At 69.1% G+C, this 26,062-nt stretch carries 24 protein-coding genes and 1 pseudogene; 17 read left to right on the forward strand and 8 right to left on the reverse strand.

Annotated elements, in window-relative coordinates:
- Positions 1–275: 275 nt before the first annotated feature.
- Entirely contained in the window at positions 276–1,190 is a 915-nt protein-coding gene (locus ACH4KB_RS11880; RefSeq protein WP_398065829.1) for an aminoglycoside phosphotransferase family protein, read from the reverse strand.
- 102 nt (positions 1,191–1,292) lie between these two features.
- Positions 1,293–1,727 carry a VOC family protein gene (locus ACH4KB_RS11885; protein ID WP_398065830.1) on the reverse strand — a complete coding sequence of 145 codons (435 nt, stop codon included), beginning with the start codon at positions 1,725–1,727 and terminating at the stop codon, positions 1,293–1,295.
- A gap of 244 nt (positions 1,728–1,971) precedes the next feature.
- Between ACH4KB_RS11885 and ACH4KB_RS11890 the strand changes: the two genes are divergently transcribed.
- Positions 1,972–2,424, forward strand: a complete 453-nt coding sequence (locus ACH4KB_RS11890; RefSeq protein WP_398065831.1) for a RidA family protein — start codon at positions 1,972–1,974, stop codon at positions 2,422–2,424.
- A gap of 292 nt (positions 2,425–2,716) precedes the next feature.
- Positions 2,717–4,246 (forward strand): UDP-N-acetylglucosamine 1-carboxyvinyltransferase, encoded by a 1,530-nt coding sequence (locus ACH4KB_RS11895; RefSeq protein WP_018956948.1) that lies wholly within the window; start codon positions 2,717–2,719, stop codon positions 4,244–4,246.
- 366 nt (positions 4,247–4,612) lie between these two features.
- Here the strand turns inward: ACH4KB_RS11895 and ACH4KB_RS11900 are convergent.
- The 3 genes and pseudogenes from ACH4KB_RS11900 to ACH4KB_RS11910 all read right to left on the reverse strand — a co-directional run.
- Positions 4,613–4,849 (reverse strand): annotated as a pseudogene (locus ACH4KB_RS11900) (SulP family inorganic anion transporter); the annotation flags it as partial.
- Positions 4,850–4,988: 139 nt separating this feature from the next.
- Positions 4,989–5,828: a helix-turn-helix transcriptional regulator gene (locus ACH4KB_RS11905; protein WP_398065832.1), complete on the reverse strand. Its 840-nt coding sequence runs from the start codon at positions 5,826–5,828 to the stop codon at positions 4,989–4,991.
- 1,251 nt (positions 5,829–7,079) lie between these two features.
- Positions 7,080–7,853, reverse strand: coding sequence for a DUF6008 family protein (locus tag ACH4KB_RS11910; RefSeq protein ID WP_398065833.1), 774 nt, complete (start codon positions 7,851–7,853; stop codon positions 7,080–7,082).
- A 515-nt stretch (positions 7,854–8,368) separates the two neighbouring features.
- On the opposite strand from ACH4KB_RS11910, the gene ACH4KB_RS11915 reads away from it, so the two are divergent.
- The 9 genes from ACH4KB_RS11915 (at position 8,369) to ACH4KB_RS11955 (ending at position 16,659) form a co-directional block, all read left to right on the forward strand.
- Entirely contained in the window at positions 8,369–9,175 is an 807-nt protein-coding gene (locus ACH4KB_RS11915; RefSeq protein WP_398065834.1) for a p-hydroxycinnamoyl CoA hydratase/lyase, read from the forward strand.
- On the forward strand, positions 9,172–10,722 hold the full coding sequence (locus ACH4KB_RS11920; RefSeq protein ID WP_398065835.1) for an AMP-binding protein: 1,551 nt from the start codon (positions 9,172–9,174) through the stop codon (positions 10,720–10,722). The genes ACH4KB_RS11915 and ACH4KB_RS11920 overlap by 4 nt, the downstream gene beginning before the upstream one ends.
- Positions 10,723–10,757: 35 nt before the next feature.
- A complete protein-coding gene (locus ACH4KB_RS11925) occupies positions 10,758–11,456 on the forward strand; it encodes a DUF899 domain-containing protein (protein ID WP_282685283.1) in 699 nt (232 codons plus the stop codon).
- 139 nt (positions 11,457–11,595) lie between these two features.
- A complete protein-coding gene (locus tag ACH4KB_RS11930; RefSeq protein ID WP_398065836.1) occupies positions 11,596–12,333 on the forward strand; it encodes an SDR family NAD(P)-dependent oxidoreductase in 738 nt (245 codons plus the stop codon).
- 275 nt (positions 12,334–12,608) lie between these two features.
- The gene (locus ACH4KB_RS11935) at positions 12,609–13,556 is read left to right on the forward strand and encodes an alpha/beta fold hydrolase (protein ID WP_398065837.1); all 948 of its coding nucleotides are present in this window, start codon (positions 12,609–12,611) and stop codon (positions 13,554–13,556) included.
- 33 nt (positions 13,557–13,589) lie between these two features.
- Positions 13,590–14,774 carry an acyl-CoA dehydrogenase family protein gene (locus ACH4KB_RS11940; RefSeq protein WP_398065838.1) on the forward strand — a complete coding sequence of 395 codons (1,185 nt, stop codon included), beginning with the start codon at positions 13,590–13,592 and terminating at the stop codon, positions 14,772–14,774.
- A 57-nt stretch (positions 14,775–14,831) separates the two neighbouring features.
- Entirely contained in the window at positions 14,832–15,548 is a 717-nt protein-coding gene (locus tag ACH4KB_RS11945) for an NADPH-dependent F420 reductase (RefSeq protein WP_103516768.1), read from the forward strand.
- Positions 15,549–15,643: 95 nt separating this feature from the next.
- Positions 15,644–16,051: a GFA family protein gene (locus ACH4KB_RS11950; protein ID WP_398065839.1), complete on the forward strand. Its 408-nt coding sequence runs from the start codon at positions 15,644–15,646 to the stop codon at positions 16,049–16,051.
- Positions 16,052–16,155: 104 nt separating this feature from the next.
- Entirely contained in the window at positions 16,156–16,659 is a 504-nt protein-coding gene (locus ACH4KB_RS11955) for a pyridoxamine 5'-phosphate oxidase family protein (protein ID WP_398065840.1), read from the forward strand.
- A gap of 190 nt (positions 16,660–16,849) precedes the next feature.
- Here ACH4KB_RS11955 and ACH4KB_RS11960 read toward each other — a convergent pair whose 3' ends face one another.
- Entirely contained in the window at positions 16,850–17,191 is a 342-nt protein-coding gene (locus ACH4KB_RS11960) for a VOC family protein (RefSeq protein WP_096627468.1), read from the reverse strand.
- Between the two features lie 471 nt (positions 17,192–17,662).
- Here ACH4KB_RS11960 and ACH4KB_RS11965 point away from each other — a divergent pair, with 471 nt between their 5' ends.
- From ACH4KB_RS11965 to ACH4KB_RS11975, 3 genes are all read left to right on the forward strand, one after another.
- Positions 17,663–18,109, forward strand: coding sequence for an SRPBCC domain-containing protein (locus tag ACH4KB_RS11965; RefSeq protein WP_096627469.1), 447 nt, complete (start codon positions 17,663–17,665; stop codon positions 18,107–18,109).
- Complete coding sequence (locus ACH4KB_RS11970; RefSeq protein WP_096627470.1) at positions 18,106–18,462, forward strand: metalloregulator ArsR/SmtB family transcription factor; 357 nt, start codon at positions 18,106–18,108, stop codon at positions 18,460–18,462. Before ACH4KB_RS11965 ends, ACH4KB_RS11970 begins: the two co-directional genes overlap by 4 nt.
- 293 nt (positions 18,463–18,755) lie before the next feature.
- Positions 18,756–20,129: an MFS transporter gene (locus ACH4KB_RS11975; RefSeq protein ID WP_282685253.1), complete on the forward strand. Its 1,374-nt coding sequence runs from the start codon at positions 18,756–18,758 to the stop codon at positions 20,127–20,129.
- 139 nt (positions 20,130–20,268) lie between these two features.
- On the opposite strand, the gene ACH4KB_RS11980 is transcribed toward ACH4KB_RS11975, so the two are convergent.
- Positions 20,269–21,654, reverse strand: a complete 1,386-nt coding sequence (locus tag ACH4KB_RS11980; protein WP_398065841.1) for a carotenoid oxygenase family protein — start codon at positions 21,652–21,654, stop codon at positions 20,269–20,271.
- An 80-nt stretch (positions 21,655–21,734) separates the two neighbouring features.
- Between ACH4KB_RS11980 and ACH4KB_RS11985 the strand changes: the two genes are divergently transcribed.
- Positions 21,735–22,385 (forward strand): TetR/AcrR family transcriptional regulator, encoded by a 651-nt coding sequence (locus ACH4KB_RS11985; protein ID WP_282685251.1) that lies wholly within the window; start codon positions 21,735–21,737, stop codon positions 22,383–22,385.
- Positions 22,386–22,432: 47 nt separating this feature from the next.
- Here the strand turns inward: ACH4KB_RS11985 and ACH4KB_RS11990 are convergent, their stop codons facing one another.
- Positions 22,433–23,401: a hypothetical protein gene (locus ACH4KB_RS11990; RefSeq protein ID WP_322983156.1), complete on the reverse strand. Its 969-nt coding sequence runs from the start codon at positions 23,399–23,401 to the stop codon at positions 22,433–22,435.
- Between the two features lie 266 nt (positions 23,402–23,667).
- Between ACH4KB_RS11990 and ACH4KB_RS11995 the strand changes: the two genes are divergently transcribed.
- Together ACH4KB_RS11995 and ACH4KB_RS12000 are read left to right on the forward strand one after the other, a co-directional pair.
- Positions 23,668–24,651 carry a DUF1702 family protein gene (locus ACH4KB_RS11995; protein ID WP_398065842.1) on the forward strand — a complete coding sequence of 328 codons (984 nt, stop codon included), beginning with the start codon at positions 23,668–23,670 and terminating at the stop codon, positions 24,649–24,651.
- A complete protein-coding gene (locus ACH4KB_RS12000) occupies positions 24,648–26,045 on the forward strand; it encodes a cytochrome P450 (protein WP_398065843.1) in 1,398 nt (465 codons plus the stop codon). Before ACH4KB_RS11995 ends, ACH4KB_RS12000 begins: the two co-directional genes overlap by 4 nt.
- Positions 26,046–26,062: the final 17 nt, after the last annotated feature.

A 26,062-nucleotide genomic window follows, 5' to 3' on the forward strand; every position in this document is an offset into this window, starting at 1 on the left:
CCGCGCCTCATTGGCAGTCGGCGCCGCGTTTTGCCGTCTACTGCTCCGACCATCCGCTAAGGTAAGGATTAGTTAGGTAACCCTTACCGGGCGGCGGCTGCGGTGCGCCCCGGCAGATATCTCGATGTCGAGATAACTCTAGTACATAGCCGCCGCCCGGTCATGCCCAGGTGCCCCCACCGCGCCGCCGGACACGCCGTCGCACCCCGGTCGCGAGGGGCCGCCCCGCCGGTGGAGTCCGGGTGAGGACGACATCACTGGGCCACGCCGTACGCTTAACGGGGTACTCGGACCACACCCGTACGCAGAACGCGGTCGAGTGCTGTCCGGCCGGCGGGCCCCCAGGTCGGCTTGCCTCCGGGAAGCCCCCGGTCCCCGTTCCGTCCCATGATCATGAGGACCAGGCTCTTCATGGCGGCCAGCCCGCGGGCACGCCGGATCATCGCCTCGTCCGCACGCTCGTACGCGTCGAAGAACCGTGAGGCGGCGCCCGCGGGGAGGACTACCCTTGCGGCCGCGAGGTCCCACGCCGGATCACCGGCGAACAGGTCACCGAAGTCGATCACGCCCGAGAGCGTCCCGTCCGACACGACGACGTTGGCGGGGTGGAGGTCGCCGTGCACCCATACCGGCGGCCCCGCCCACTCCGGGGCCGCGACGGCATCGTCCCAGACGGCCCGGACCTCGTCGGCGATGCCGCCGGGGACGACGGCGTGAAAGAAGTGGTCGAATCCCTCCGTGTGCGCACGGGGATGACCGCCGCGGTCCGAGCCGGCCGGCGCGTCGACGGGCGCCTCCACGTGAAGTGCCCGGAGGAAGTCCGCCAGAGCACCGGCCGCATGGTCGCCGCTCCTGATCGAGGTGCGGTCCAGCGGCTCACCGGGGACCCACGTCATGACCGTCCAGGGCTTCGGGAAGCGTACGGACGGTTCGCCGGCCCGCACGGGGTTCGGCACGGGCAGCGGCAGGCGAGGAGCGAGGACCGGCAGCCACCGGCGCTCCTTGAGCTGAAGTTCCGGGGCGCGTTCCGTACGCGGCATACGGACGGCCAGCTCGTCCCCGAGGCGCCACTGCTGGTTGTCCCATCCGCCCTCGACCTCGCGGACGGCCAGCCGCGCGAGGTCCGGGTGCTGCTCCTGGAGCAGGCCGCGGACCAGGTCCGCCGTGCTCTCGGTCTCGAAGTCGGTCATGCGGAGCCACGGTAGTGCGGTGAACCCCGCCGGACGGGCCGGGGCCCGGGCCTCGCGGACCGGGCCCGGTCGTGTCAGCCGAGACAGAACTCCCCGGGTGTGTCAGTCGAGACAGAACTCGTTGCCCTCGATGTCCTGCATGTTGAGGCAGGACTCGTTCTCCTCGTCGGCGAGCAGCAGTTGTCCGCGCACCGCGCCGAGCGGGATCAACCGCGCGCACTCGGCCTCCAGCGCGGCGAGGCGCTCCTCGCCCACGAGGCCGGTGCCGACGCGCACGTCGAGATGCACCCGGTTCTTGACGACCTTGCCTTCGGGAACGCGCTGGAAGTACAGCCGCGGGCCCACACCCGAGGGGTCCTGGCAGGCGAAGCCCGCGTCCCGCTTCTCGGGCGGCAACGAGAGGTCGTAATCGCCCCACGTGGCGAACCCCTCCGGCGGCGGCGGAACGACGTACCCCAACACCTCGCACCAGAAATATGCGACGCGCGAGGGCGACGCGCAGTCGAAGGTGATCTGTACCTGCCTGATCGGAGCCATCGGGCCACCCTAGTTGCACACCCGTGCGTCGGCCTTCGGTTTTCGCCGCCGCGGGGGTCGCGGTACGGGTCGCCGCCCGGCGGATCGCCGAGCCGCTGACGCCCCTTCGCCACATGCTCGGCCCAAGTGGGCGGCGTGGGGCCCGCGTTCGGCTCGGAAGAACAATGAGGAAGCGGAACGCGGAGCACGCTGCGAGGATGACGTACTCCAGGGCCGGCCCCCAGCACCAGGAGACGCACCCATCGTGACCCGCACCAGCGCCGTTTCACTGATCCGTTCCCGTTCCCTCTCCGACGTGGCCGAGTACGCCTACGCGGCTACCGCGCCCGCCGAGGCCAGGCTCATCTTCCTCGCCGGTGCGTGTCCGCTCGACGAGCACGGCGACACCGTGGCCGTGGGCGACTACGCGGGCCAGGCGGCGAAGGTCGTGGAGAACCTGCGGACGGCGCTCGCCGACGCGGGCGCCTCGGTCGAGGACGTCGTCAGCACCCGGGTCCTCGTGGCGTCGGCCCGGCAGGAGGATCTCGTGGCCGCCTGGCAAGTGGTCCGGGACTCCTTCGGCGACCACGACGTGCCCAGCACCCTGATGGGCGTCACCGTGCTCGGCTACGCGGACCAGCTCGTCGAGATCGAAGCCGTGGCCGCCGTCCTCGACGCCCCGACGCACCGCGAACCGGCCGGCCCCCCGTCGGCGTAATGACGGTGTGAACCGCCGCGCCCCCGCACGCCGAGGCGAGTGACGGGGGCGCGGCGACAGGCGTTGGTCACGCAGCTCGTACGGACGCGGGCCACGCAGCTCGCACGGACGCGGGTCACGCAGCTCGTACGGACGCGGGTCACGCAGCTCGTACGGACGCGTCGGCCGCGCCCTTCGCTCCGGCGCGGGCCACTATGGGAGGAGGCCCCCTCTGCGGAGCCGGTACACACCCGTCACTCGAACGGCACACCCCCACAGCAACCTCATCTCATATCTGAGATAACCTGCCGTCATGTCAGACGACTACCTCGTACGCATCGGCAAGCTCATCCGTGACGCCCGTCAGCACCGGGGCTGGACACAGACGCAGCTGGCCGAGGCGCTCGCCACCAGCCAGAGCGCCGTCAACCGCATCGAGCGCGGCAACCAGAACATCAGCCTTGAGATGATCGCCCGCATCGGCGAAGCCCTCGACAGCGAGATCGTGTCGCTCGGTTACGCCGGGCCCATGCATCTGCGGGTCGTCGGCGGCCGGCGGCTCTCCGGAGCCATCGACGTCAAGACCAGCAAGAACGCCTGCGTCGCGCTGCTGTGCGCCTCGCTGCTCAACAAGGGGCGGACGGTCCTGCGCCGGGTGGCCCGGATCGAGGAGGTGTTCCGGCTCCTGGAGGTGCTGAACTCCATCGGGGTGCGCACCCGCTGGGTCAACGACGGCGTGGACCTGGAGATCGTGCCGCCCGCGCAGCTGGACCTGGAGGCGATCGACGCCGACGCCGCGCGCCGCACCCGCTCGATCATCATGTTCCTGGGTCCGCTGCTGCACCGGACGGAGCAGTTCACCCTGCCGTACGCGGGCGGCTGCGACCTCGGCACCCGCACGATCGAGCCGCACATGATCGCGCTGCGCCGGTTCGGCCTGGAGATCGCCGCCACGGAGGGCCTGTACCACGCGCAGGTCGACCGATCCGTCTCCCCGGACCGGCCCATCGTGCTGACCGAGCGCGGCGACACCGTGACCGAGAACGCCCTCCTGGCGGCCGCCCGTCACGACGGCACCACCGTCATCCGCAACGCCTCCTCCAACTACATGGTCCAGGACCTGTGCTTCTTCCTGGAGGCGCTGGGCGTACGGGTCGACGGCGTCGGCACGACGACGCTCACCGTGCACGGGGTCCCGCAGATCGACGTGGACGTGGACTACTCCCCCTCCGAGGACCCGGTCGAGGCGATGAGCCTGCTGGCCGCCGCGGTGGTGACCGAGTCCGAACTCACCATCCGCCGGGTGCCGATCGAGTTCCTGGAGATCGAACTTGCGGTCCTGGAGGAGATGGGCGTCGACTGCGACCGCACCCCGGAGTACGCCGCCGACAACGCGCGCACCCGCCTGGTGGACCTGACGGTGCGGCCCTCCAAGCTGGAGGCCCCGATCGACAAGATCCACCCGATGCCCTTCCCCGGCCTCAACATCGACAACGTCCCGTTCTTCGCGGCGATCGCCGCCGCCGCGCACGGCCAGACCCTGATCCACGACTGGGTCTACGACAACCGCGCGATCTACCTCACCGACCTCAACCGCCTCGGCGGCCGCCTCCAACTCCTCGACCCCCACCGGGTCCTGGTCGAGGGCCCGACCCGCTGGCGCGCCGCCGAGATGATGTGCCCGCCCGCCCTGCGGCCCGCCGTGGTGGTGCTGCTGGCGATGATGGCGGCGGAGGGCACCTCCGTACTCCGCAACGTCTATGTGATCAACCGCGGTTACGAGGAGCTGGCCGAGCGGCTCAACTCGGTGGGCGCGCAGATCGAGATCTTCCGGGACATCTGACCGGCGCGGTGTCGTGCCCCTTGAAGGCAAGGGGCACGACACCTAAATATCCCAGCTGACCTGCGGTACTCACCTTCACGACCCTCCATTGACCACTGTTGTTTTTCAGCGCCTTGTGCAACACATGTGCAAGATGATCTTGAATCGTTGACGACACGTCAGAGATGTCTGAGCATCCGTCATCCTTCACGGAGAGTTGTCGCCGGAGTGGCCTCGCAACGTCCGAGGAGCGGCGGTGACGGTGGCGTCCCACGTCCCCGTCGGCACCCCGCAAGTGCGGTTCGTGTCCATGCATTCGCCGCCCACGAAGTATCGGGCCATGTTCGATCCGCACCTGGACCTGGCCACCACCACAAAGGTCGTCACGATGATCGGCGGGTAGACGGCCCACGGGACGCCCCGCATCTCCGGGACCTGTGCCATGAAGATCAGGTCGGCCAGGGCGTTGACGAAGCCGACCATCACGCTGCGCGGGACGAACCGCATCAGCTTCCCCACCCCCAGAGCGCCCAGGGCGATCTGGATGAGACCGCCGAGGATCACGGCGGCGATCAGGTAGCCGAGGCCGTACTCATGGTTCACGGGTGCGATGACCAAGGCGGCGTCCGGCGGGGTCCGTGCGGCGGCAACCGGTCCGGCGAGGCCACCGCTTCCTCGCCGGACCGCTCGGCCGGGCCCCGGGCCGCCCGGCCGGCTCGCGTCCGTTGTTGCCCGTTTCCCAGGGGCCGGGCGCAGGTTCCGCCTATGGTGAGCCCTCCTGCACGGCCCGCAGCCGGTGCGCTCCGGCCCGACCCCACGGATCCGCCTGCCAGTCGCCCGTGCAGGGAGCCCGACCGAACCCGCTGTCGGCGACCCCGGCCTCGCCGGACGGGGCGGCGTGCAGCGGCCGGTGGTACGGGCCGTCCAGTTCCGGCAGAGCCAGCAGGATCGGCAGGTCGAGCTGGGTGGCCGCCCGCAATTGCACATCGGCGTTGTACATGCGTCCTCCGCGGGCGCGGACCGCCCACCCAGAGCCGATCAGCCTCGGCAGGCGGACCTGCGGGCCAGGCGCGCCGTCGTGCAGCATCACGGCGGCCGCCCGGATGAACCACAGCCCGTCGGGGACGTTCAGGCGGTACGGGCGGCACTCGTCCAGAATGTCACAGGAGCGCGGCAGTCCCTCCATGATCGGGGTGCTGAACGCGCCCACATAGACCCGGACCGGGCCGACGTCTGCCGGGAAGTGCAGTCGTCCGGCCACAGTGGACAACCCGTGACGGGTCTGGGCGGCCGGCAGGGCGAGCGGTGGCATGCCGCCGCGAGCCAGGAACCGGTACCTGGTCGGCGCGAGGCCGACGCTGCGGGTGAAGCGGCTGGTGAATGTGCCCAGGCTGTTGTAGCCCACCCGGTGGGTGATGTCCGAGACGCTGGCCGCGGTCTCCAGCAGGTGCCGCTTGGCCATGAACAGTCTGATCGCGGCGAGGAACCGGCCCGGCGACGTCCCGGTCACCTCGTTGAACATCCGTGAATAGTGGAACTTGCTGTAAAAGGCAGTGTCCGCCAGTTGTCCCAGGGAGAGCGGGTCGGCGTGGTGATTCCACATGGCTCTTATGCTGCGCTCGATCGCTGCCTCTGTGGCCATCCATATCCCCCGGCTTTGGATGCTAATAATGCATTCGGATGTGCATGAAATCGCCAATTGCCTGTCGGGAATTTCGGAATCCCGATCGGGTTTGTTCCGGTGAGCGGTCGCAGCGCACCTCGACCCACCGACGCGTTCATCACAGCGAGTTACCTTGCAGGTCGACGGCTTCGCTTTGGGGTGCCTGCTCGTTCTGCACCGGTCGCGCGGCGGCTCCCTCATGTGGCGGTACACCTTCCCGAACGTTACGAACCGGGCCTGCGCCGGGGCGGCCGAGTATGGCCGACGGATATCGTTTAACTGTTCGAAACCTTCCGCATCTTCAAAATTGCGGTTTGAGATGGATGTCGAGAGAAGATGGCCGAAAATCGCGTTTACAGTACCGCTTCCGATGGCGGTGTTCAGCGCGATGCGGAATAAATCTCCGGCCCCGAACGGGTTTCACCGGCTTCACCTGCTGGTGGAGCCGGGGGCCGTTCGCGGGTGTTCGAGGGCGGCCCGGCAGAACCGGGACGCGTCCACGCGCTCCCGGCTCCGATCACCACCGCATCGTCGTGGCCGTGATGAGGTGGTTCCTCAAGTCCGGATTTCTGACCGAAGTTGGGGGCCGGAGCTCTTGTCGGCACCGGAACGTCGCGGTGCGGTGGCCTGTCTCCGCCGCTGTTCGACACAGCCACGTCGGCGCTCCGCCCGACGTCGTAGCGTCGGCCGGCGGTTCTCGTGGTCCCGCCGTCCGTCCACGACCCCCTGCCCACGCTCATCGAGCACGGCTTCGTGGTGCTTGTGCACGGCTCTCGCGACGACGCCGAGAATGTGCAGCACAAAATCGCTGAAGTGCTCGAACCACCAGGGCCGCGGCTTTCACGGGCCAGGACCCGGATCGCGCCCATGAGTGAGCAATTCGCAGTGGCCACGGATGAGGTGACGGTGCGGAGGCGCAGCGCACGAGGCGCCCGTGCGTCGAGGAGACATCCGAAGTCTCAACTCATCAACACGGGCGCCCTATTGGTTACCCGTCATGCTCATCGCACTCCACAGGGGCCACCACCGCCGGTGCAAGGGTTCCCGAAGTACGCACTCGACCCCAGGGGGCGGAGCCCCATCGAGGAGCGCGGCTACCCTGACCGGGCCGGATCGCACTGCGAAAGCTCGGCTTCGAACTGGCCCGGCCACACGCTCCGCGCGATGACCGGGCCCGGGAGCCACCGCCCGTCAGCGGCGCCCCAGAGGTTCGAGTGCGCTCGCGGAACCCTCCTCGGAGCCGGCCGGGGCAGCCGCGGTTTCCACATTCCTCAGGAGACCGAAACTCTCCTTGACCGCCCGCTTCTCCTTCCAGAGGTGATAGACGGCGATGCCGAGGACGACCGTGCCCACCGCGTTGGCCACAAAGTGCCACCACACCCGGTACGTCACCAGTGCCGGGCCCGGTTCGATGGCACCGAACCAGGTGGACAGCCCGATGGCCCGGCTCGCGCCCAGAGCCACGGAAGCCGTCAGCACGACGTGCTCGATGCCGTGGATGCCCTGCATCCAGACGCCCATCCTGGCCCACTTGCGTGCCTTCAGCTGCCCGGTGACCCGGCGCGTAATCTGCACGATGCCGACCAGTCCGGCAAGGAAGATGAAGTTGCCGACCAGGTGCAGGATCTCCATCCCGAGGGCGGGCTTGCCGGCGTCGACCTGGCCCATCCCACGGGCAAAGCTGTCAGCCCACGGAGTCATCCACGCCGGGGCGTAGGGATGGGCGATCCAGTAGCCCGCCTGTGTGACATGTTCCTGGAAGTGGCCGATCTGGCCCACCACGCCAACGCCCACAAGCCCTACGGCGAGTTTGTACAGCCACGGCTTCACCGCCTTCCGGTTCCCGACCGCGAGCACGGCGACGGCGGCCCACATCGCGACGGCCCAGCCGATGAAGAGAACAGCGCCGACGGTGTCCACCGTCGAAACGGTGGGTGCCATCCCAGGCATGCCGGAGTGATCCATAGGAAGTTCCTCCCTGATTGTTTCTCGACTGTGCGGAAAGAGCACAGAAACAGTTGTCGGCGTGCGGCAGCACCCTGAGGCAGCGACCGAAATCCGAGACCAGCGAGAAAGCACGTTCTGAGTTCCCCCGGCACGAGCAGAACCAGCACTCTCCCGCTGCTCACGATCTGGAACTGGCCCGCCTACGTGCCTCCCACGCAACAGACTGCCCCCAGCCCGCCGAGCTCGCCTCTTCCCAATTGCTCTCTTCAGTTCTCGGCAAGGCGCGCTGGGATCTCGCCGGTGGCAAGGCCATCCGCGCGCGTGCGACCCCGGAGAGGCACCTTGGCCGCCGGCACCGCTTCGGAGCGCCCCGCAGCGATTCACGGCAAAGCACATTGGGAGAAGTCGACCCGCTACAGAAAGTGTGATGCTCGGATCCGTGGCCGGAGCCACGGACGGTGGACTGGTGAATTGCTGTGCGCGTGCGCACTTCGTCTGGAGAAGAGGCCAAAAAAATGATCACGCTGGACACGGTGAACGTCGAGATCGACGGACCGAAGGCCACGATCTACCTGAACCGGCCGGGCAAGAAGAACGCGATGAATCCGCAGATGCACCTGGATATGAATGAGGCCCTGGACGCGATCGAGGCAGCCGGAACGGTAAAGGCGGTCGTCGTAACCGGCAGCGGTGACAGTTTCAGCTCCGGAATGGACCTCGAAGAGTGCTTCCTGCAGCCTTTCGATGACCCGCAGTTGTTCTACCGGACCAATCTGGTGGCGCTCAATTGGTTCAAGCGGCTGAAGGCCTTTCCCGCGGTGACCATCGCCAAGGTGAACGGGTACGCCTTCGGCGGTGGGTTCCTGGTCGCGGGGATCTGCGACCTGGCCATCACGACGGAGACCGCGAAGTTCGGACTCTCCGAAATCAACTTCGGCATCTTCCCGGCGGGTGGAGCCACCTGGGCGGCCACCCACAACCTGCCGCGCAAGCAAGCGCTGTACTACATCCTCACCGGGGACACTCTCACCGGGCGGCAGGCGGAGACGTACGGGCTGGTGAACAAGGCCGTGCCGGCGGATCAACTGGACGCGGAGACCGACCGGATCGTCGGACGGATCATCAACAAGAACCCGATCACCCTGGAACTGGCGAAGCAGGTCTATGAGCGCACCACGACCATGGACCTCCCGGCGTCGATCGACTACGACCAGGCGAAGCTCTGGGAGCTTTCCCGTCTCAGCGGCAACGAGTGGATCAACGTGGCGCTCAAGCAGTTCGAAAAGCGCGACTACCAGCCCGGCCTGAGCACGTACAGCCGGGTGGAAGCCGCGTCGTGATTTTCACCGGCCCACGTCCACGCGTCCACGTCCCCGAGACCACGTTCACCGCCTACATACTGCGACAGGCGGAGCAGTACCCGGACCGCCTGGCGACGGTCGACATCAACGGGGAGAACGGTCACACCTACGGCCAGCTCGCATCGGCGGTGCGCCGCGCAGCCACCGGGCTTCATGCCCGCGGCTTCGGCAAGGGCGACGTGCTGGCCATCCTCGCGCCGAACGTGCCCGCGTATCCGATCGCGTTTCACGCCGCCGCCCTGGCGGGCGGCACGGTGGTGGTGCTCAATCCCCTCGACACGGCGGACGATCTCACCGCCCACCTGAACGACACCGGCGCGCGCCTGCTGGTGACCATGCCGTCCGAGGTGGTCAAGGCCGCGGCAGTGACCGCGCGAACGAAAGTCGAAGAGATCATCGTTTTCGGTGAGGCGGAGGGCGCCACGTCGTTCTCCGCGCTGCTCACCGACGGTGTGCCGCCCGAGCCGGCCGTCGACCCGGCGCACGACGTGGTGGCCGTGCTCCACTCCAGCGGTAGCACCGGCTACCCCAAGGGGGTGCTGCTGACCCATCGGAACATGATCGCCAACGTCCTCCAGACCAGTCTGGTCGCGCCCCTCGATGAGCACGAGACGGTGCTCGCCGTCCCACCCTTTCACCACGCGTTCGGCCTGATCATGACGATGAACGCCAGTCTGCTCCAGGGCGCGACACTCGTGACGATGCCGCGCTTCGACCCCGAGGCCTACCTCAACGCGATCCAGGACCACCGCGTCACACGCCTCTACGTCGTGCCGACCATCGCCGTCCTCCTCGCAAAGAGCCCGCTGGCGGACCGGTACGACCTCTCCTCGCTCCGCTCGATCGTCTCCGGCGGCGCCGCGCTCGACCCCGGGACGGCCGAGCTCTGCCGGCGGCGCCTGGGCGTGAGCATCGGCCAGGGATACGGGCTCACCGAGGCACTGGTCTCGTTCATGCAGCTCGCCGACCCGGTGGCATCTGGGTCGGTCGGCCCCAACTCCCCCAACATCGAGTGCAAGATCGTCGACATCACCACCGGCAACGAACTCGGGCACAACCAGGACGGCGAGGTCCTCATCCGCGGCCCGCATGTGATGAAGGGCTACCTCAATGCCCCGGAGGCCACCGCCAAGGTGCTCGAACCGGACGGTTTCCTGCACACCGGCGACCTCGGCCATGTGGACGAGAACGGAGAGCTCTTCCTCGTCGACCGCATCAAGGAACTCATCAAGTACAAGGGCCAGCAGGTGTCCCCTGTCGAACTCGAAGCGGTCCTGATGTCGCACCCGAAGGTCACGGACGCGGCGGTGATCGGCGTGCCCGACGAGGAGGCCAGCGAGATCCCCAAGGGATTCGTGGTGACCGGCGAACCGGTCACGCCGAAGGAAATCATGGCCTTCGTCGCCGAACGGGTCGCCCCCTACAAGAAGATCCGGCGGATCGAGTTCATCGATCAGATCCCCCGCACGCCGGTCGGCAAGATCGAGCGCCGCAGTCTTCTGGCCCGCGAGCGGACCGGCCGGTAATCGCAACTCTGAAGCAGACCCCCCAGGGAGAACCGATGAACCTTCCGAAGATAGTTTCCCGATCGGAGTGGCTGGAGGCCCGCAGGGCGCTCCTGGAGAAGGAGAAGGAGGTCACCAACGCCCGCGACATGATCGCCGCGGAGCGCCGGAAGCTGCCGATGGTCAAGGTGGAGAAGGAGTACCTCTTCGAAGGGCCGGACGGCACAGCGACGCTGCTCGACCTGTTCGAGGGCCGCCGCCAGCTCATCGTCCGGCACTTCATGTTCGGCCCGGACGATGACGAGGGCTGCATCGGCTGCTCCATGCAGACGGACAGCGTCGGCGAACTCGCCCACATGTGGGCCCGGGACACCAGCTTCACCCTGGTCTCCCGGGCGCCGCTGGCGAAGTTCGCACCCTTCAAGGCCCGGATGGGCTGGAAGTACCCCTGGTACTCGTCGTTCGGCAACGACTTCAACTACGACTTCGAGGCCGCCACCGAGATGGGCGAGTCGCCCGGGGTGAGCGCGTTCATCCGTGACGGCGACGACGTCTTCCACACCTACTCGGTCTTCGACCGGGGCGGGGACATCTTCAAGAACTTCTACAACTACCTGGACATCACCGCCCTGGGCCGGCAGGAGGACGAGCTCGAGCACCCCTGGGACTGGTGGCGCTACAAGGACAGCTACGACAGCGAGGACGCAGCCGTGCCCGGCAACAACTGGTGGAACGGGACACGCTTCAAGTCGTAGCTCGTCGACTACCCCCTTCCGGCGACAGCCGGGAGGGCCCGTGACTCCGGCTCCGGGACCTGCTGCCTCCCCGCGACAGGTCCCGGTCCGGAGTTCTCGACCGTCCGCGACCGGACACGCCCATCACCTGGAGGACATCATGAGCGACCTGTCCGGCAAGACCACCATCGTCGTCGGCGCGAGCCGCGGCCTGGGCCACGGGATCGCCACGGCCTTCGCCGAGGCCGGTTCCCGAGTGGTCGCCGTCTCGCGCACCGCGGCGCCGATCACCGATCCGGCCGGCAACACCGTTCCCGAACTCGCCGACGCCGGCGACCCCACAGTGGCAGGCAGCCTCCTCGACCGATACCGGCCCGAGGTGGTCGTCCTGGCGGCCGGCGCGAGCCCGCACATGCGTCCGCTGCAACACCAGACCTGGGAGACCTTCTCGGTCAACTGGCAGACCGATGTCAGAATCGCGTTCCACTGGCTGCGCGAGGCCCTGCTCACTCCGCTGCGGCCCGGCAGCAGGGTGATCGTGGTCAGCAGCGGTGCCGCGATGGCGGGTTCGCCGCTCTCCGGGGGCTACGCCGGCGCCAAGGCCACCCAGCGCTTCATCACCGGATACGCCCAGGACGAGGCGAAGCGCGCCGGACTGGACATCACGTTCTCCGCGGTGCTTCCCCGGATCACCCCGGTGACCGAGCTGGGCAGGTCGGCGGCCCGCGCGTACGCGGCTCGCGACGGCCGGTCCGAGGAGGAGTACCTGAAGCAGATGGGGCCGCTCCTCACCCCGGAGATCGCCGGCTCAGCGATGGTCGAGCTGGTTCGGACGGAGGCGGCCGCGGTCGCGCCCGGCTACCTCCTGACCGAGACCGGACTGAAGAAGCTGCCCTGACTCGGTTCCACGTCATGGGTACGGGGCAGGGCCGCTGATCGGCCCTGCCCCGTACGTCGTCGCGCCTCCCGGATACGGCAGGGCAGGGAGAACAGGCCTGCCGAGCCGTTGAGCACGCATGCCCCGAACCCGACGTCCGCCCACCCGGGAACGAGGGAGGGCACGTAGGAAGAGGCCGGGGGGATTCCCATCTTCGATGATGGCTGAGCAGCACCGAGCCCGTGGGCCGGTCCTTCGCACACCTGTTTCGGCCACGACGACGAGGAGTGGGAACAGTGACGACGAACAGCAGCAGTACGAGCACACCGGACACCGGCGGGGAAGCCCCGGGCGTCCCGACCGATGCCGAACTCGCGAGCTCCCTGGACGGCGGCTTCAGCAGCGAATACGCCACCGTGAACGGTCTCCGCCTCCACTACGTCGCCGGCGGCGAGGGCACTCCGCTGGTCCTGCTACCCGGCTGGCCGGAGACCTGGTGGGAATTCCGCAAGGTGATGCCCGCCCTCGCCGCGGCCGGCCGCAGGGTCATCGTGCTCGACCTCCCCGGCATGGGCGGCTCGGACAAGCCCGCCACCGGATACGACAAGAAGACGATGGCCGGGGTAGTCCATGGATTCGTCCGCGCCCTCGGCTACGACCAGGTGGACATCGCGGGCCACGACGTCGGCGCACAGGTCGCCTTCAGCTTCGCGGTCAACCACCCGGAGGCCACCCGCAGGGTCGCCCTGCTCGATGTGCTCCACCCGGACGCGTCGATGTACCAGATCCCCGTGCTGCCTGCCCCGGGCCTGCCCTTCTTCCCGTGGTGGTTCGCCTTCAACCAGGTCGTCGGCCTGCCCGAACAACTGCTGGCCGGACGCGCCCACTTCCTCATCGCCTGGGTCTTCGACAACTTCCTGCTGGACCCGGGCGCGGTGACCCCGGCGGACCGGGCCGTCTACACCCGGGCCTACGACACGGCGGACGGGATCCGCGGCGGCAACGGCTGGTACCAGACGTTCGGCCAGGACATCGCCGACCTCGGCACCTACGGGCAGGTGAGCGCGCCCATGCTCGGCCTGGTTTCCAACCTCGCCGACGGCATGTTCGCCAAGCAGATGGAGGCGACGCTGCCCACCCAGGGGAGCGACGTGCGGGTCGTGCTGGTGCCGGACGCGGGCCACTACTTCGTCGAGGAGGCGCCGCAGGCCGTCATCGACGCGTTCAACGCCTTCTTCGTCTGATCTCTGATCCCACAAGCCCGTTAAGGAGAAGTCATGTCAACTCCCGTCATCCCGACCCGGGAACAGCTGGTGCGGCAGGTGTCCGCGATCGCGCCCGTGCTGCGGGCCAACACCGCGTGGTCGGCAGAGAACCGCCGACTGCACTCTGACTCGGTAGACGCCCTGCGCGACGCGGGTGTCTTCCGGATGCGTATCCCGCTGCGCTACGGCGGGTACGAGAGCGACGCGCAGACCATGGTGGCGGTGGCCGAGGAGATAGCCAAGGCCGACGGGTCCGCCGCATGGGTGGTGGCCAGCTCCTGGATCGCCGGCTGGAGCGTGGGTCTGTACCCGGACGAGGTCCAGGACGAGGTGTTCGCGGAGTCCGGCACAGGGCTCTGCGCCACCATCGGACCCGGGACCGCGACGGCCGTCCCCGTTCCCGGCGGCGTCCTGGTCAACGGCTCGTGGCCGTTCATCAGCGGCGCTCTCAGCAGCACCTGGCAGCAGGTCGCGGCGATATTCCTGGACCCGGACGGGCAGCCGTACCCGGTGATGGGCCCGGTCCCGGTGTCGGAGCTCGAGATCGTCGACGACTGGCACACCGGCGGCCTGCGCGGAACCGGGAGCGTCACCACAACCGCGAAGGACCTGTTCATCCCGCAGGAACGCATTCTGCCGGCGCCCATGGTGCTCGGTGGCCAGTCGGTCTCCAAGTTGAACGCCGACTCGCCGATGTACCGCGCTCCGCTGATCACGGTGGGAGCGGCGTCCACGGTCGGGGTCGCCGTCGGCATGGGCAAGGCGGTGCGGGACCTCTTCTTCGAGCGGCTCCCCGGCCGCAAGATCACCTACACCGAGTACCCGAGCCAGAGCGAGGCCCCGGTGACCCATCTGCGGGTCGCCGAAGCGGCGATGAAGCTCGACGAGGCGGAGTTCCACGCGACCCGGCTGGCCGCCCAGCTGGACGCCAAGTGCGCCTCGGCCGAGCCCTGGGAGATGTCGGATCGCGGCCGCAGCCGCGCGGACGAGGGCTCGGCCGTGCGGCTGACCCGGGAAGCGGTGGAGATCCTCGCCTCGTCCAGCGGCGGCTCCGCCGCCTACACCAAGGTGCCGGTGCAGCAGATAGCCAACGACCTCCAGACCTTCGGCCTGCACGCGATGATGAATCCGGATGTCAACGCCGAGACCTACGGCCGGATCCTCTGCGGCCTGGAGCCCAACACCTACTACATCTGACCGGTGCCGAGCCGTCCCCGGCACGAGAGAGTCCACCAAAAACCCTGAGGAGTCGTCATGTCCACCCTTGGAATCATCGGCAGCGGAGTCATGGGTACAGTGATCGCCCGGCTCGCCGTCGGGAACGGCATTCCGGTCGTGATGTCCAACTCCCGCGGCCCCGAGAGCCTCGCCGGCCTCGTCGCGGACCTGGGCCCGCTGGCCACGGCCGGTACCGTCGAACAGGCCTCACGAGCCGGTGACTTCGTCGTGATGGCCCTGCCGGTCACCGACTACCGGTCCGTCCCGGCGGCGCCGTTGCGGGGTCGGACCCTGCTGGACACCAGCAACTACTACCCGATCCGCGACGGCCGCATCGAAGAGCTGGACTCGGAGAAGCTGACCACCAGCGAACTGATCCAGCAGCACTTCGACGGGGTCCACCTGGTCAAGGCGTTCAGCGGCATCCTGGCCCACCACATCACCCAGCTCGCCCGTCCCTCTGGCCATCCGGAGCGCAGCGCCGTGGCCATCGCCGGCAACGACGCGTCCGTGAAGTCCGGAGCGTCGGCGCTGATCCACACGATCGGCTTCGACACCGTCGACGTGGGCTCGCTGGCGGACAGCTGGCGCATCGAACCGGAGACCTCCGCCTACACCTGGCTCTACATGGCCGACAAGAACACCGCCTTCGAGGACCGGACCGAAGCCCTCGGGGCTCCCCTGCCGGCCGCCGCGCTGCGGGCCGCACTGGAGAACGTCGAGAGGGTCCGGGTGGCGGAGCGCACCTTCTGACCCCTGCCCGACGCCCCGAGAGAACAGGGAAGCCCGCCGACGACGGCGGGCTTCCCGCAGCACAACCGACGGACCGAGAGCCTGGGGACACCAAGATGAGCGAGATCGACCAGCAGCAGACCCGTACCGGCGGCTGCTTGTGCGGGAAGATCCGGTACAGCGCGAAGAGCCAGCCGTTCTATCCCCATGTGTGCAGCTGCTCGCATTGCAGGAAGCTCTCCGGCGGCCCGATGATGGCCTATGTGGGCCTCCCTCTGTCCGCCTTCGTCTGGGACGGTCCGGGCGGCGAGCCCACCTGGTACGCGACCTCGCCGGGCGCCGGGCGCGGGTTCTGCGGCGACTGTGGCTCCCGGGTGTGCGCGCTCGACGACGGCTCGGACGCCGTCTTCGTGACCATCATGAGCCTGGACGACGACGCTGTGTTCGTTCCGCGGAACCAGCACTTCCGCGACGACGCCGTGTCCTGGCTCCCGCAGGTACCGGAGCCCACAGCCGCCGTGTGACCGCGGCCCGCCCCCTTGTGGCCGGGCACGATGACAACAGCGGGCGTCCACGACGCCCAAGAGACAGGACCGAGAGTTCCGCCCGGCGAGAAGGAGCGGTATCCATGAACTACGCCGAGATCCTGCACCTGATGGAAACTGACCCGGTGATCCGGACGCTGATCGAGGCACCGATCCCGATGCGGCTCGGTTACGTGGGGCTGGACGGCCACCCAAGAGCGGTGCCGGTCTCCTACATCTGGAACGGCAAGGCCTTCGTCTTCGCCACCCCGACCGGAGCGTACAAGGTCAAGGCTCTCACGGCGCACCCGCAGGTCGCCTTCACGGTCGACACCACCACCTACACACCGCTGATCATGAACGTACGCGGAACAGCCTCGGTCGAGATCCGGCAGGGGATCCCCCAGGAGCACATCGACGCGTCCCGCCGGAGCATCGGCGACGAGGCGCGGATGGAGGAGTGGATGCGGGTGAAACGGGAGAGCACCAGCGAGATGGCCGTGATCACCATCGTCCCCACTCATGTCGTCGTGTGCGACTTCGTCACCCGCTTCCCGCCACCGCGGACTGTGGACTACGCCCACGCCTACGGCGCGGAGCAGGACTGAGGCCGGCCGGAAACCGGACGCCCCGGCGGCCTCCACCGCCGTCGGCACGAACCGGCGCCGCACGGCTCCGAGGGAAGCGCCGCTGTCTACGCACGGACGCGGCGTGGGGAGCAGCGCACACGGGGCAGCCCCTCTTCCGGTCCGTGTCGGACCGGAAGAGGGGCTGCGAGAACACCCGGCCTCGGGCGTCCTACTTCCACTGGATGATCTGAAGGTAATTCCCGTCGGGGTCGGAGAAGGTACCGAACTTGCCCGGCTCCCGGTCGTCGACCGAGATCCACTCCGCGCCGGCCGCGCTCAGCTGGGCCTCCACCGCGTCGAAGTCGTCGACATGGAAGTTGACGATGGAGCGACCCGGCTGGTCGTTCTTCGCGTCGATGTCGTCGCGCTCGCAGACGACCAGGTGGAAGCCGCCCAGGTCGATCGGGCCTTCGCCGGTGAACCCCGGAGCCAGCGCCTTGATGTACCAGGCCCGCAGTTCCTCGGGACGAGTCGAGCCGACCAGCATGCTTCCGGGCTTCAGTGTCGCCATGTCGAATCTCCTTGATGTGTGATCCGAGGTCACGGCAGCGGCTGTCGCCACGCCACGCCTCTCGGTGCTGTGTGAAGTCGTCCGCCTCGGCGGCGCGCTCGACGCCCACCGCCCGATGGCACCGGCCGGCCGCGGAGACCTCCACCGTAAGGTGCCGTCCGGCCGGGAAGCCGCAGGTTGCCTCACCGCGCGCCCGACCCGTCGCCGAGGACCAGCCGGCCTGCCCGGCGGCTGGTCCGTCGGATTCCGCAACCAAAGTGTTGCACGTGGCCCGACCCTTACGCAACCCAACTCTTGCGCGACGCGCCACCGCTGTCGAAAGCGCGGCAACACGCGTACCCAGACCTGACGAAGCACCCCCTCCGCGGCAGTACCGCGCCCCGCCCACTGAACGCAACCTTTCGATTGCGCCTGACGATCCGATGTGCAACCATCGGGTTGCTGGCAAGAGCACCAATGAAGGAGTCCCTCATGAGCGAACGGTTGATCGAACGCGAAACCCTGATCGCAGCCCCCGTCGGCCGGGTGTGGTCACTGGTGACCGAGCCGGGGTTCTGGGTCGCCGACCCGGCCAGTGCGTCCGGCACCGTGGCCGTCGAGGGCGAATCGACGGTGGCCGAGAACCCCGAGCACGGCAGCTTCCCCGTGCGGGTGGAGAAGGTGGAGCCGCAGACCTACGTCGCGTACCGCTGGGCCAGCGCGTTCCCCGGTGAGGAGCTGAGCGACAACAACAGCACTCTGGTGGAGTTCACGCTCACCGCCGAGGGTGACAAGACGCGGCTGCGCGTCGTCGAGAGCGGGTTTGCGGCGCTGGCCGGATCCGAGGATCTGCGTGCCAAGGCGCACAGCGACAACGCCGACGGCTGGCCCCAGGTGCTCGACGCGGTCAGGACGCGCGTCGAGGCGTCGTCCGTGTGACGGACGAACGCCAGGGCTCCGTCGGGGTGGTGGACAGCGTGCTGGTCGCGCTGGCCGACAACACGCGACGCGAGCTGTTGCAACTGCTCGCCGCACAGGGCGAGGCCACGGCGACGACGCTTGCCGAGAGTCTTCCCATATCACGACAGGCGGTGGCCAAACACCTCGCCGTCCTGGACGCCGCCGGACTGGTCTCCGGCAGCCGGGTCGGACGCGAGGTGCGGTACGCGGTGAAGCCGGCGACCCTCGACGCGACGGCGCGGTGGATGACCATGCTCGCCGCCGACTGGGATCGGCGTCTGGCGAAGATCAAGCACATCGCCGAGGCAGCGGAACGGCAAGACACCCCTTAGCCCCTGTCGTCCGGTTCCCGTCCGTCGCACGGCCTGCCCGCCGGGCGAACGACGGGAACGGGGCGGCAGTTCCCAGCACTCCCCAGCTCCAGGTCACCCCGGCAGGGGCACCGGGCTGACGGCCTATCAGGCGTCGGCCCGGCGCTCGGTGACGCGTGCCGCCGGGCGGCACGGTCGGCCGACGCGGTGACCGTTCACGAAATCGGACTCTCGATCGAGGGAACCATCTCATGACGACCGATGCAGGCAAGAGCGAAGCGAGCTCAGTTCCACGTTTCACCAGCAGGGAACGGATGATCTTATTCCTCCTGCTCGGGTCCGGATTCATGCTGTCCGTCGACTTCTCGATCCTCAACGTCGCGCTGCCCGAAGTCGGCGCGGGCGTCGGGCTGGGGCTGTCCGGGCTGCCCTGGGTCACCTCGGCCTACGCCCTCCCCGCAGCGGGCTTCGCCCTCCTCTTCGGACGGATGGGCGACCTGTTCGGCCGCCGCCGGCTCTTCATCACGGGGCTGGCGCTGCTCGGCGCGGCCTCACTGCTCGGCGGGTTCGCCCAGAACGCCGAGGTACTGCTGGCCGCCCGCGCACTGCAGGGCTTCGCCACCGCGATGGCGATCCCCGCGTCACTGTCCCTGCTCACCAGCACCTTCGCGGAAGGCGCGCAGCGAGACCGGGTCCTCGGCCTCAACGGTGCGCTGCTCTCCGGCGGCTTCACGGTGGGCGCGCTGGTCGGCGGAGTCCTGGTCAGCCTGCTCAGTTGGCGAGCCGCGTTCTTCATCAACGTCCCGGTGGTGGTGGTCATCCTGGCGTTCACCCCATCGCTGATCAGGGAGAGCAGCGTCCCCGACCGGGTGAAGATGGACGTGCCCGGGGCGGTGACCGCGGCCGGCGGTCTGCTCGCCGTCATCTACGCGATCATCGAGACGAACATCTACTCGGCCGTCATCGGCGTGGTTCTGCTGGCCTCGTTCTGGATGATCGAGCTGCGTTCGCCCGCGCCGCTCGCCCCGGTGCGCATCCTCAAGCGGCCGACGGTGAAGTGGGGCAACTACGGGGGTCTCGTAACCTTCTCCATGGGCACCGCCATGATCTTCCTGATGACCCTCTACCTTCAGAACGTCCTGCACTACTCCCCGCTGATCACCGGCCTGGTCTTCGGCGTCCCGGGCCTGGCGGCCATGGTCGCCGGGGTCATCGCCGGGCGCTCCATCGGACGCCACGGCAGCCGGAAGGTGCTGGCCGTGGGCATGTCCGTGCAGGGCCTGGCGATCGTTCCGCTGATCTTTCTCGGTACCGACCGGATGGCGATCGCTATCGTGATCCCCGCGCTGTTCATCGCGTTCTTCGGGCATGTGACCTCCATCGTGGCCTACACCGTGACCGGAACCTCGGGCCTGCCCAATGAGGAGCAGGGCCTGGCCACGGGCATGACCGCGATGACCCAGCAGGTGGCCGTCACGGTCGGCATCCCGATCCTGAGCGCGGTCGCCGCGACCCAGGCGGTGGAACTGGACGGTCTCCACCGCGCGCTCATCGTGAACGTCGTGGTGACCCTGGCGAGCGTGGTCCTGATCTGGTTGGGGTTGCGTGCCCGCGGCGCGGACGCTCCGGCGGCGGTCGTGCCGCTGCCGGGGAAGGCCGACGAGGCGCTGGCCCGTCCGCTGGACTGACACCAGGCCCCACGGAGTCGCACTCGGCCGAGTGCGACTCCGTGGCGTTTCGGGCCGGATCCGCCGAGTTCATACCGGTGGGCCCGGATGATTGCCCGGTGGCCGTCCCCGGCGGGGTCTTCGTGGACCTCCGCGCCGCTCACCGCTCCCCCGGCACCCACTGCGCGTGGAAGCCGTGCGGCACCCGCACCGGCAGCGGGACCACGGCCACGGGCGGCCCGGTGAATTCGGCGGTGTCCAGGACCACCAGTTCACTGCGGTCGGTGGCGGGGTCGTACACCAGGGTCAGCAGCCAGCCGTCGGCCTCCGCGGCTCGCGCCTCGCGCGGCAGGAAGACGGGTTCGCCGGTCAGCCGTCCGCCGGCGAAGACATGACGTTCCGAACGGCCGGTGACGAGGTCGTGCCGCAGCAGTGCCGGGCCGCAGAGCGCGGCGCCCTGGCCCGCGTCGAGTTCGACGGTGAAGGCGTACCGGTACGGCAGCCCCGTGTACCGCTCGTCGATCAGCGGGAACTCCTGCACCCGGCTGTCCAGTTGCCGCTCCGTCACGGCGTTCTCACGCGGATCGAGGGTCCAGCGCCACAGGGTGGGCGCCGACTCGCTGGCGTGCAGCCGGTCACGGTCGAAGGCCCGCTCGTGGCGGATCACATCCACGGTGATCCGGCCGTCTCCCACTTCGTGGGCGTTGACCGGGTGGAAGACGAAGCAGGGTGCGACGTCGAGCCAGGTCGCGGCCGCCTCCGTGCCGCCGCGGGGCACGATCCCGATCCGGGCGCCGTGGTCGTGCTGCCAGGAGTAGGGCACGGGCGAGCCGGCCCGCGCCTCGGCGGGGTCGTGGGTAACCGGCAGGTCGAAGAGGACCGCGTGGCGTTCGGTGAGGGCGAAGGAGTGCATCCAGGGGCGGCCCTTGACCGGGACCGGCAGTGTTTCGCGGACCCGGCCCGCGGCGTCGAGGGTGAGCAGGACCGCCTCGTCCCTCGCGTGGTCGGTCGCGACCGCGAGGAGTTCGCCGGTGACCGGGTCGATGAGGGGGTGCGCGCACAAACCGCCGGGGAGGGTGCCGTCGAAGTCGGTGCGGGCACGGGTGGCGAGGCCGGAGTCGATGACGAGCGGCAGGGCGGTGGCGGCGGCCACGGCCAGGGTGCGGCCGGCGTGCCGGACCAGGTTGGCGTTGACGTTGTCGTCCGGTCCGTTACGGGGTCCGGGGGTGGGCAGCTCGTTGAGCGCACCGCTGATCGCGTCGGTCCGCAGCCAGCGGTTGCGGTACGAGAGCGCCCGGCCGCCGCCCAACCGGATCGCGTGCACCATGCCGTCACCCCCCAGGGCGTGGTCGACGGCGGGGTCGTGGGGGCCCCGGGTATTGGGCCCGATCCGCAGGAAGGTTCCGTCGAGCTGAGACGGCAGCGTGCCGCGCACCGTCAGTCCGGTGTGGTCGGTCTCGGCCGGCACCGGCTGGTAGCCACGTCCGAGAAGGTGCACCGTGCTGTACGGGAGTGTGCCGCGGGCAGGGTCAGTGGTGCGAGGCATGGCCGCCTCCTCCGTTGAGTATCAACGTTACGTAACGCTGTCACGTAATAGCGTCACAGCCGCCCGCCATACTGTCAACGGTGAGCCCACGACCAGTTGACCCGAATCTCCGTCCCCAACTCATCGACGCCGCAGCGAAGCTGCTCGGCGAGGAGGGGCCGGCCGCACTGTCCACCCGCAAGCTGGCAGCCATGGTGGGCACCTCGACCACGGCCGTCTACACGTACTTCGGCGGAATGGACGACCTGGTGCGCGCGATGGTCCATGAGGGGTTCAGGCTGCTCGGCGACCGGATGAGGGCGGTCGAGGAGAGCGACGACCCGGTCGCCGACGTGCTCGCACTCGGCTGGGCGTACCGGGACAACGCCCGGGAGCACTGGCACCTGTACAACGTGATGTTCGGCGGGTCGGGCCTCAGCGGCTTCTCCCTCACCGACGCCGACCGGCAGCACGGCCGCTACACCCTGGACATCCTCGTCGGAGCGGTCAAGCGCTGCGCCGCGACCGGCCGCTTCCGTCCCTTCGACCCCGAACTGTTCGCCCACCAGCTGTGGATCGCCCTGCACGGGCTAGTCACCCTGGACCTCGGCGGCTACCTGGTCGAGCCCAACACCGCGGACGTCTGCTTCGAGGCACAGGTGGGCGCAATGATCCTGGGCGCGGGGGACGACCCTCAGCGCGCCCAGGAGTCCCTGGCCAGGGCCACACAACGGCGGCTCCGGACCCAGTAGGGCCCGGAGCCGCCGTTGGTGGTTCCGCCGGGGTGGAGAGAAACCCGCTACGCATTCCAGGGAGCCGTCGGGAACCATATGTAATCGAGCCTGCCCAGCATCCGGATGTCCCAGTAGATGACCGTGAACGCGCCGGCCACCAGGAACGCGGACGCGGTCAGTGTCGCCACCCGGCCAGGCTTGGTGGCCAGCCAGCGCTGGACGGGCCGGCTGAGGGTGTAGGACAGGAGCAGGAAGAGCACCGCCATCACCACGAAGTTGCCGATGGACTGGAGCGAGAAGGCGACTGCTCCGTAGAGCGGGTTGTGTTCCTCGGCGGCCTGCCGGAACAGGTCACGGAACAGCGGGTAGGGGCGGCCGATCAGGAAGGCGCCGACCATGGCGCCGATCAGCACCAGCGGAGCGTTCGGGTGCCGGCGCGAGACTGCCGCCAGCGGGTCGGGGATCAGACCGGCCGCGGCCAGCCCGAGCGCCAGCATGAACAGGCCGAGCACCCCGTACACGATCATGGCCTGGGCGATCCGGGGTGAGATGCCGTGCGTCTGCGCCGTCGAGAACTGCGGCATGTGGGTGCCGACCAGACCGACCAGCACCCCGTAGGCGGCCGAGACCGGCAGCATGCCGGCCGCCATCCAGCCCAGCGGCCGCAGCGCGTGTGCCAACCGCTGACGGCGGGTCAGGCTGATCTGCCCGACCAGCGGTCCCACCGCTCCGAAGACGGCCACGTTGCAGGCCGTGAAGGAGCCTGCCAGCCCGGACACCAGGGCGAAGAGCACCCCGGAGGCGATGCCGGTCAGCGGCGTGTCCTTGGCGTCATGACCGAGGAGTTGGCTGGCGGTGCGGAAGCCGATCTCGTCGTCCGCCAGCTTCGAGGACCATGCGTAGGCGATCAGTAAGCCGCCGAGCAGGCTGAGCACGAGGAGCAGGACCCGACGGCGCGGGAACAGGCCGTTGACGAAGAGCGACGTGGCGTGTGGCGGTGCAGTCGGGGCCGGAACGGAGGTGGTACCGGTCATGTGAGGCCTCCTCTGGGGTGGGACGGTGCCGGAACCGGTGCACGAGGTCTCGCAGGCGGCCGCTCACGTTCGGGACGGCCGCATGCGAGACCTCGGTGCCGGGACGTGCGGGCGACGCGACTGATTGTCGGGACCCGACCCGTTCCGTGCCTACTCCTGAATTGCCCGGTGCCGGCACGGCAGAAGTAGTACGGCGGGCCGCGGAACCGGAGCATGTAACCGGAGAGCTGCGGCCGTCCGGGCGCGCGGCGGGCTGGAGGGCAACGATGAGCGCGAGCTGGCGAGCGGTCAGGCGCCGTCTGATGACACCGAGCCACAACGAGACCAAGCTGTCGACCCGAGGCTTCCACGAGAAGAGCCCCGAGGCGCGGGAGACGCTCGAAACGGTCGGGGCGACCTTCCTCGACGGGTACGCGTTCGCCGTCGAGGCACGCGACCAGGACGAGACGCACCAGCGGCTGGAACAGGTCCCGGTGCGGTTCCGCGGCTTCGCCTACGAGGGCGCGGCGATGGGACTGGCCATGCTGGACGGACTTCCGGTACCCGGCAACGGCCGGGTGGCCGCCTTCCTGGCGGGCCATGGCGCCCCGCACCGCTACATGGTGCACGTCGGGGTCGGCTGGGCGATGGCCCGGCTGCCCCGCTTCCGGTGGGCGTCCATCGCGCCCACCGACCCACTGCTGCGCTGGCTGGCACTGGACGGATACGGGTTCCACCAGGCCTACTTCCGTACCCAGCGCTATGTGCGCGAGCAGTACCGGGACCCGTCCTTCCGGTGGCCCGGCGACGAGACCCGGCGGTATGCCGGGCACGCCGTCGACCAGGGCATCGGGCGGGCGCTCTGGTTCATCGGCGGCACCGACCCGGCCGTGGTCTCCGACCTGGTGGACAGCTTCGCGGCCGACCGGCGTGCCGACCTCTACAGCGGGGTCGGCCTGGCCGCCTGCTACGCCGGCGGTGCCTCCGAGGCCGAGCTGCTGTACCTGCTCGAACGGGCCGGCCACTACCGGCCGCAACTCGCCCAGGGCATCGCCTTCGCCTCGACCACCCGGGTGGAGTCCGGACTGCTGACACCGCACACCGGGATGGCCGCGCGACTGCTCTGCGGTATGACCCCGCAGCAGGCCACCGAAGTCTGCTCGCGAGCCCGGCCTGATCCCGTCGTGGACGGCCGGCTGACGGCGTACGAGGTATGGCGCCGGGAGATCGCCGAGCGGGTCTCCAGCGACGCCCCCGAGGCGCGGGCATGAACGGCGTGGACTCGGTACCTGCCCCGGCCCTGCCGAGCGGCGGCCGGCCGCGGCGGCCACCGGGGCCGTCGCGGGCCGCCACCCCGGTGCTGCTGGCACGGATGGCCTCCGACCGGCTGACAGTGATGACCGAGGCGGCGGCCACCTATGGGGACGCGGTACGGCTGCCGCTCGGCCCCAAGACCCTGTACTTCTTCAACCACCCCGACCACATCCGCCGGGTGCTGACCGACAACAGCGTCAACTACCACAAGGGCATCGGCCTGGTGCACGCCCGCCGCGCGCTCGGCGACGGCCTGCTGACCAGTGAGGGCCCGCTGTGGCGTGCCCAGCGCAAGGTGATCCAGCCGGTGTTCCAGCCGCGCCGGATCAACCGGCAGGTCGGGACCATAGGCGAGGAGGCGCTGCTGCTGGCCGACCGACTGAGGCTGTCGGCGGGCGCGGGAACGGTGGACATCCGGCAGGAGATGACCGGGCTCACCCTCGGGGTGCTCGGCCGCTCGCTGCTGGACGCGGACCTGGGCGCGTACGAGTCCATCGGCGAGGCCTTCGAGGTCGTCCAGAACCAGGCCGTCTTCGAGATGATGAGCCTGAGTTCGGTGCCAACCTGGGTACCGCTGCCCCTGCAGCTGCGGTTCCGCAGGGCGCGAGCCGAACTGAACCGCATCGTGGCCGCGCTCGCCCAGGAGCGGGAACAGCATCCGGCTTCCGACGGCACCCGCGACGACGTACTCTCGCGCCTCATCGACGCGACGGCCGACGAGCGGGATCCGACGGTCCGGCAGAACCGGATGCGCGACGAGCTGATCACCCTGCTGCTCGCCGGGCACGACACCACCGCCAGTACCCTCAACTGGACGCTGTATCTACTGGACCGGCACCCCGAAGCGGGCGACCGGGTACGCGCCGAGGTCGACGAGGTACTGGGCGACCGGCTGCCGACCATCGAGGACTTCCACCGGCTCACGTACACCTCAATGGTGCTCCAGGAGGTGATGCGGCTGTACCCGGCGGTGTGGCTGCTGCCGCGCAGGGCGCTCGCGGCGGACGAGATCGGCGGCTACCGGGTGCCGGCCGGCGCCGATGTGGTGCTGTGCCCCTACACACTGCACCGGCACCCGGACTTCTGGGAGGATCCGGACCGGTTCGACCCGGACCGGTTCGCCAAGGGCCGCTCCCTGGGCCGGCACAGGTACAGCTACGTACCGTTCGGTGCGGGACCGCGGGTCTGTGTCGGCAGCAGCCTGGGAATGATGGAGGCCACGGTGGTGCTCGCCGTCCTGCTGCGCCGGCTGCGGCTCTCGGTCCCCCCGGGCCATAAGGTACGGGCCGAGCCGATGTTGACCCTGCGGATCAAGGGCGGCCTGCCGATGACCGTGGAGTCGCGGAACTGACGGCGTGCCAGGAAGGA

Source organism: Streptomyces sp. NPDC017520 (genome assembly GCF_044329855.1).
GTDB lineage: Bacteria > Actinomycetota > Actinomycetes > Streptomycetales > Streptomycetaceae > Streptomyces.